Source organism: Streptomyces sp. SAS_281 (assembly GCF_052542855.1).
This window is the reverse complement of the sequence record NZ_JBMNDO010000094.1, coordinates 23,705-30,614: the sequence shown is the minus strand read 5'-3', so window position 1 is coordinate 30,614 and position 6,910 is coordinate 23,705. Positions and strand designations below refer to the sequence as shown.

At 73.5% G+C, this 6,910-nt stretch carries 4 protein-coding genes; all 4 read right to left on the bottom strand.

Annotation, left to right across the window (positions count from 1 at the left end; translation table 11 throughout):
- Positions 1-34 precede the first annotated feature (34 nt).
- The 4 genes from ACN6LM_RS28325 to ACN6LM_RS28310 all read right to left on the bottom strand — a co-directional run bounded on the left by ACN6LM_RS28325 (position 35) and on the right by ACN6LM_RS28310 (position 6,895).
- Complete coding sequence (locus tag ACN6LM_RS28325) at positions 35-2,413, bottom strand: phosphoketolase family protein (RefSeq protein WP_445068222.1); 2,379 nt, start codon at positions 2,411-2,413, stop codon at positions 35-37.
- 43 nt (positions 2,414-2,456) lie between these two features.
- Positions 2,457-3,869, bottom strand: a complete 1,413-nt coding sequence (locus ACN6LM_RS28320; RefSeq protein ID WP_445068221.1) for an NADP-dependent succinic semialdehyde dehydrogenase — start codon at positions 3,867-3,869, stop codon at positions 2,457-2,459.
- A gap of 180 nt (positions 3,870-4,049) precedes the next feature.
- A complete protein-coding gene (locus ACN6LM_RS28315; RefSeq protein ID WP_445068220.1) occupies positions 4,050-4,601 on the bottom strand; it encodes an ATP-binding protein in 552 nt (183 codons plus the stop codon).
- Positions 4,602-4,795: 194 nt separating this feature from the next.
- Positions 4,796-6,895 carry a xanthine dehydrogenase family protein molybdopterin-binding subunit gene (locus ACN6LM_RS28310; RefSeq protein ID WP_445068219.1) on the bottom strand — a complete coding sequence of 700 codons (2,100 nt, stop codon included), beginning with the start codon at positions 6,893-6,895 and terminating at the stop codon, positions 4,796-4,798.
- Positions 6,896-6,910: the final 15 nt, after the last annotated feature.

Genomic DNA, 6,910 nt, shown 5'->3' with positions numbered 1-6,910 from the left:
CCCGTCCGGCCCCTCGCCGTACGCCTCGGAGCGGTCAGCCCTCCCAGGACCAGTCGGCCACCTCGGGCAGGTCGGTGCCGTGTTCGCGGATCCAGGCGTGGTGGCGGGTGCGGGTGTCCGCCATCTCCTGACGCACCGCCACGGCGCGTACGCCCAGGCCGGGGACCCGGTCGATGACGTCCATGACCAGCCGGTAGCGGTCCAGGTCGTTGCGGACGACCATGTCGAAGGGCGTGGTGGTCGTGCCCTCCTCCTTGTAGCCCCGCACATGCAGGTCGCCGTGCCCGGCGCGGCGGTAGGCCAGCCGGTGGATCAGCCACGGGTAGCCGTGGTACGCGAAGATGACCGGCTTGCCCCGGGTGAACAGCGCGTCGTACTCGGAGTCCGTCATGCCGTGCGGGTGCTCGGAGTTGGGCATGAGCCGGGCCATGTCGACCACGTTGACCACCCGTACCGCCAGTTCCGGCAGATGGCGCCGGAGCAGCTGGGCGGCGGCCAGGGTCTCCAGCGTCGGCACGTCACCGGCGCAGGCGAGGACGACGTCGGGCTCGCGGCTGCCGTCCTCCGTGCCCGCCCACTCCCAGAGGCCCGCGCCGCGCGCGCAGTGCACCCGGGCCTGGTCGAGGGTGAGCCAGTCGAAGCTCGGCTGCTTGCCGGCCACGATCACGTTGACGTAGTCCCTGCTGCGCAGGGCGTGGTCGGCGACGGAGAGCAGGGTGTTGGCGTCGGGCGGCAGGTAGACGCGTACGACTTCGGGGCTCTTGTTGAGGATGTGGTCCACGAATCCGGGGTCCTGGTGCGAGAAGCCGTTGTGGTCCTGGCGCCAGACGTGCGAGGTGAGCAGGTAGTTCAGCGAGGCGATGGGGCGGCGCCAGGCGAGGCGGCGGGAGGTGCGCAGCCACTTGATGTGCTGGTTGACCATCGAGTCCACGATGTGCGCGAACGCCTCGTAGCAGGAGAACAGCCCGTGCCGGCCGGTCAGCAGATAGCCCTCCAGCCAGCCCTGGCACAGGTGCTCGGACAGGACCTCCATGACCCGGCCGTCCCGGGCGAGGTGCTCGTCGGTCGGAAGGGTGCGGGCCTGCCACGCCTTGCCGCTGGCCTCGTAGACGGCGTCGAGCCGGTTGGAGGCCGTCTCGTCGGGCCCGACGAGACGGAAGTCCCTGCGCTCCGCCGTCGCCGCCATGACCGCTTCGAGGAGGCCGCCCAGTACGCGGGTGGGCTCGCGGAGCGTGGTGCCGGGCCGGTCCACGGGGACGGCGTGTCCGTCGAGGTCGGGGACGGGTAGGTCGCGCAGGAGCAGGCCGCCGTTGGCGTACGGGGTGGCGCCGAGGCGGGCGGCGCCCTCGGGGACGCAGGCCAGGACCTGTCCGGTCGGGCGGCCCTCGGCGTCGAAGAGCTCGTCCGGCCGGTAGGACCGCATCCACGCCTCCAGCCGGCGCAGGTGGTCCGGGTTGTCGCGGACGCCGGACAGCGGGACCTGGTGGGCGCGCCAGGTGCCTTCGACGGGCAGCCCGTCGACCTCGGCGGGCCCGGTCCAGCCCTTCGGGGTCCGCAGCACGATCATCGGCCAGCACGGGCGGTCGGTGTCGCCGCCGGTGCGGGCGGCGGCCTGGATCTCCGCGATGCGGTCGGCGGCGCGGTCCATGGCGAGGGCCATCGCCCGGTGGACCGCGCGCGGCTCGTCGCCCTCCACGTAGAGGGGGTCGTGTCCGTAGCCGCGCAGCAGGGCGTCGAGCTCGGTCTGCGGGAGGCGGGCGAGGACCGTGGGGTTGGCGATCTTGTAGCCGTTGAGGTGGAGGACCGGCAGGACGGCCCCGTCGTGGACCGGGTCGAGGAACTTGTTGGCGTGCCAGGACCCGGCGAGCGGTCCGGTCTCCGCCTCGCCGTCGCCGATGACGCAGGCGACAAGCAGCTCGGGGTGGTCGAGGGCGGCGCCGTAGGCGTGCGCGAGGGAGTAGCCGAGTTCGCCGCCCTCGTGGATGGAGCCGGGAGTCTCGGGGGCGACATGGCTGGGGACGCCGCCGGGGAACGAGAACTGCTTGAAGAGCCGCCCCATCCCCTCCGCGTCCCTGCTGACGTCCGGGTACGCCTCCGAGTAGCTGCCTTCCAGCCAGGACCCGGCGAGGACGGCGGGCCCGCCGTGGCCGGGCCCCCAGATGCACAGCGCGGGTGTGCCGCGCGCGCTGATGAGGCGGTTGAGGTGCGTGTACACGAGGTTGAGCCCGGGCGAGGTGCCCCAGTGGCCGAGCAGCCGGGGTTTGATGTGCTCGGGGGCGAGCGGCCGGGTCAGCAGGGGGTTGTCCATCAGGTAGATCTGCCCGACGGCCAGGTAGTTGGCTGCCCGCCAGTGCGCGTCCAGCGCGTCGAGTTCCCGGTCGGACGGGCCGGGCGGCGGTGGGGCGTCGCTCATGGTGACCTCTCAGCGGGGCTGGTTCGGGGCGTCGCGCGTACGGTCACCGGGGCTCGGAGCCGTACCAGACGGTGGTGGCGTTGCAGAACTCGCGGATGCCGTGCCCGGCGAGCTCACGTCCGTAGCCCGAGCGCTTCACCCCGCCGAAGGGCAGCGCGGGGTGGGAGGCGGTCATGCCGTTGAAGAAGACGCCGCCGGCCTGGAGGTCCCGGACGCACTGGTCGGCCTCGGCGGCGTCGCGGGTCCAGACGTTGGAACTGAGCCCGAAGGAGGTGTCGTTGGCGACCTCGACGGCCTCCTCCAGGCTGTCCACCCGGTAGAGGGTGGCGACCGGGCCGAAGGTCTCCTCGCGGTGGACGCGCATCCCGGGTGTGATGCCGGCGAGGACGGTGGGCGCGTAGAACCAGCCGTTCTCCAGCCCGCCGCCCAGGCCCTCGGGGCGTCCGCCGCCGCACAGCGCCTCGGCGCCCCGGTTCACCGCGTCGTCCACCAGCTCCTCCAGGTCCGCGCGGCCCTGTTCCGTGGCGATCGGCCCGACGTCGGTGGACTCGTCGAGCGGGTCGCCCACGGTCAGCTCCCGCATCCCCACGGTGAAGCGCTCGGCGAACTCCTCGTACACCTCGGTGTGCACGATGAACCGCTTGGCGGCGATGCACGACTGGCCGTTGTTCTGGGCGCGGGCGGTGACGGCGGTGCGGGCGGCCTTGGCGACGTCCGCCGAGGGCAGCACCAGGTAGGGGTCGCTGCCGCCGAGTTCCAGGACGGTGTGCTTGATCTCGTCACCGGCGATGGAGGCGACGGACCGGCCCGCCGGTTCGCTGCCGGTGAGCGTCGCGGCGGCCACCCGGCGGTCGCGCAGGATGCCCTCGACGGCCTGGGAGCCCACGAGGAGGGTCTGGAAGCAGCCGGCCGGGAAGCCGGCGCGGTGGAAGAGATCGCCGAGGTACAGCGCGGTCTGCGGCACGTTCGACGCGTGCTTCAGCAGACCCGTGTTGCCGGCCATCAGGGCGGGGGCGGCGAAGCGCACGACCTGCCACAGCGGGAAGTTCCACGGCATCACGGCGAGGACCGGGCCGAGCGGCCGGTAGCGGACGTACGCGCGCACCGCGCCGGAGTCCTCCACATCGGCGGCGGCGGGGTGCTCGTCGGCGAGCAGTTCCTCGGCCCGTGCGGCGTACCAGCGCATCGCCTTGGCACACTTCGCCGCCTCGGCGCGGGCCGCCGTGACGGGCTTGCCCATCTCCAGGGTCATGGTGCGCGCGATGTCCTGCTGGTCCTCGTCCAGGAGGTCGGCGGCCCGGCCGAGCAGCCGGGCCCGTTCGGCGAACGTGGTGGTGCGGTGGTCGCGGAAGGCGGCGTCGGCCGCGGCGATCCGCTTCTCGATCTCGTCGTCCTCAAGCGCGTCGAACGTCCTGAGCGTCTCGCCGTTCGCGGGATTGACCGTCGCGATGGGCATGACTGTGGCCTCCTTGCCTCGGTACTTCGACCGTGCCGCGCGGCGGGCCCGCCCGCAACGCGGGCCGTGACACGGCACCGCCCCGCCACCGCATACCCGGCCGGCGCGGATCATGCATGCTCGGGACATGCGATCCGCGCCGGCCGGGGGCTCGCGGTGCGGGGGCGGGGCCGTACCGTCTCAGACGAGCGCCGGGGCGGCGTCGGGGACGGGCTCGTCGATGCCTGCCGCGACGGGGACGGTCTCCTCGGCGGCGGCCGGAACCGGCTCGGGGATCTCCGCGACCGCGGCCGGCGGGCGGCGGAACTCGCGGACGCCGGGCAGCGGCGGCAGCGGCACCAGCTCGATGTGCTGCGGCTCCTGGGCGTACCGGGTGAACCAGACGACCTTGCCGTCGGCCGTCCGGCAGGTGCCCCAGCTGTCACTGAGGGCCATGACCCGGCTCAGGCCGCCGCCCTCGTCGAGCAGCCGCGGCATCTCGGAGCCGTTGTCGGCGACGGAGACCGTGAGGTGCCGTCCGGACCAGCGGAGTTCGACGACGCAGCGGTTGTCGTCACCGACATGCCGTTGGACATTGGTCAGCAGCTCCTCCACGGCACGGCACACGGGCCGTACGTGGAGTTCGAGACTCCAGTGGCGCAGGTGGGCCGCGACTATGCGTCGCAGCTGGTCCACACGGTCTGCGGAAACCTGGAGTTCGACCAGATAGTGCCGGTCGAGTGGAACGGTCATCGTCGAGGCTCCTCACATCGAGGCCCACGTACTTCGCCCCGTTGAACCAACGACCCCCGAATACGAAGAGTGAGCAGATGTCTCTTCTGGGTCACTCCACAGGGTGACCCCGCTGGGCCGGTCGCGCAACATATCGGGCCGCGCACCCCGGGTGACCGGCGCTTTCGCGCAGTCGGGGGATGCGCGGCCGGGGGTCAGGCCAGACGGGTGAGCACCCGGTCGGGTGTGAGGGGCAGGGTGCGCACGCGGGCTCCGGTCGCATGCCGGAAAGCGTTCCCGACGGCGGCGGCGGTGCCGACGATGCCGATCTCGCCGATGCCCTTGCTGCCCATGGGGTTGAGGTGGGGGTCGTCCTCCTCGATCCAGTGCGCCTCGACGGCGGTCACGTCGGCGCAGACGGGGACGTGGTAGGAGGCGAGGTCGCATTCGGTGAAGTCGCCGTGGACCGGGTCCAGGGTGGAGCCCTCGGTCAGGGCCATCCCGATGCCCATGGTCATGCCGCCGATGAACTGGGAGCGCGCGGTGCGGGAGTTGAGGATGCGGCCGGCCGCGAAGACGCCGAGCATGCGGCGCACCCGCACCTCCCCGGTGCGGGTGTCGACGGCGACCTCGGCGAAGTGCGCCCCGAAGGCATGGCGGGCGTACGGGGACTTCTCGGCGGTCTCCTCGGTGGTGTCGGCGGTGACGGTCACCCCTTCGGCGGGCAGCGGCCCGGTGCGCGCGGCGAGCCGTTCCGCGAGCGCGGAGGCGGCCTTGTGCACGGCCCAGCCCCAGGAGGCGGTGCCGGACGAGCCACCGGCCAGCGGGGCGTCGGGCAGGTCGCTGTCGCCGATGTCGATGGCCACGTCGTCCAGCGGTGCGCCCAGCGCCTCGGCGGCGATCTGCGCGAGGACGGTGCGGGCGCCGGTGCCGATGTCCGTGGCGTTGACGGCGACGCGGTAGGTGCCGTCGGGGGCGGCGTGCGCGGAGGCGTGGCTGGCACTCGCGTACACGGGATACGTGGCCGAGGCGACGCCCGTGCCGAGCAGCAGGGCGCCCTCGCGGCGGACGCCGGGGGCCGGGTCGCGTCCGGCCCAGCCGAAGCGTTCGGCGCCCTCGCGCAGGCAGGCGGCCAGGCCGCGGCTGCTGAAGGGCTTGCCGGAGTCGGGTTCGTCGGCCGGGTCGTTGCGCAGCCGCAGCTCGACGGGGTCGACGCCGAGTTCCGCCGCGAGTTCGTCCATGGCGGATTCGAGGGCGTACATGCCGGGGCACTCGCCCGGGGCGCGCATCCACGAGGGGCTGGGCACGTTCAGGGCGGTGACCCGGTGCGTGGTGCGGCTGTGCGCGGAGCCGTACATGACGCGGGCGGGTACGGCGGCCTGCTCCACGAACTCCTTGACCTTCGAGGTGTGGGTGATGATCTCCTGGGCGACCGAGGTGAGCCTGCCGTCGGCATCGGCGCCGAGCCTGACCCGCTGCACGGTGGGCGCCCGGTGTCCGACGAGCGCGGGCATCTGCCGCCTGGGAAGGGCGAGTTCGACGGGGCGGCCGGTGTGCAGGGCGGCCATCGCGGCGAGCACGGCCTGCGGGCGCGGGGTGCCCTTGGAACCGAAGCCGCCGCCGACGTGCTCGGAGACGGCGGTGACCCGGTCGGTCCCGATCCCGAAGGCGGCGGCGAGGCTGTCGCGCACCTTGGTGGCGCCCTGGCTGGAGTCGTACACGGTCAGGTGCCCCGCCGGCGACCAGTGGGCGGTCGAGGCGTGCGGCTCCATGGGGTGGTTGTGCAGGGGCTCCAGGGTGTACGTGACGTCGACGCGTACGGGCGACGCCTCGAAGGCCCCGTCGAAGTCGCCGCGTTCCCGGACCGCGGGGTAGCCGCCGTTGGCCTGTTCCGGGGTGTAGAGGCCGGGGTGGTCCTCGGTGAGCAGGACGTCGTGCGGGGTGGTCTCGTACGTGATGTGGAGGGCGTCGGCTCCGGCCCGGGCGCTCGCGAGGCTGTCGGCGACGACGAGCGCGACGGGCCAGCCCCGGTGGGGCACCCGGTCGTCCTGGAGGACGGCGAGGATGGGGTCGTCCGGCTCGGCCAGGCGCGGCGCGTTGTCATGGGTGAGGACGGAGTGGACGCCGGGGTGGGCGAGGGCGTCGACGGTGCGGACGGCCGTGACCCGGCCGGACGGCACGGTGGCGGGCACCGGCCAGGCGTACAGGCAGCCGGGCAGGCCGCGTTCGGCGGCGTAGCGCGCGGCGCCGGTCACCTTGGCGCGGCCCTCGCGGCGGACGGCGGGCGCGCCGAGCGGCTGGCGGGCGTGGCTCATGGCGGGTTCCTCGGC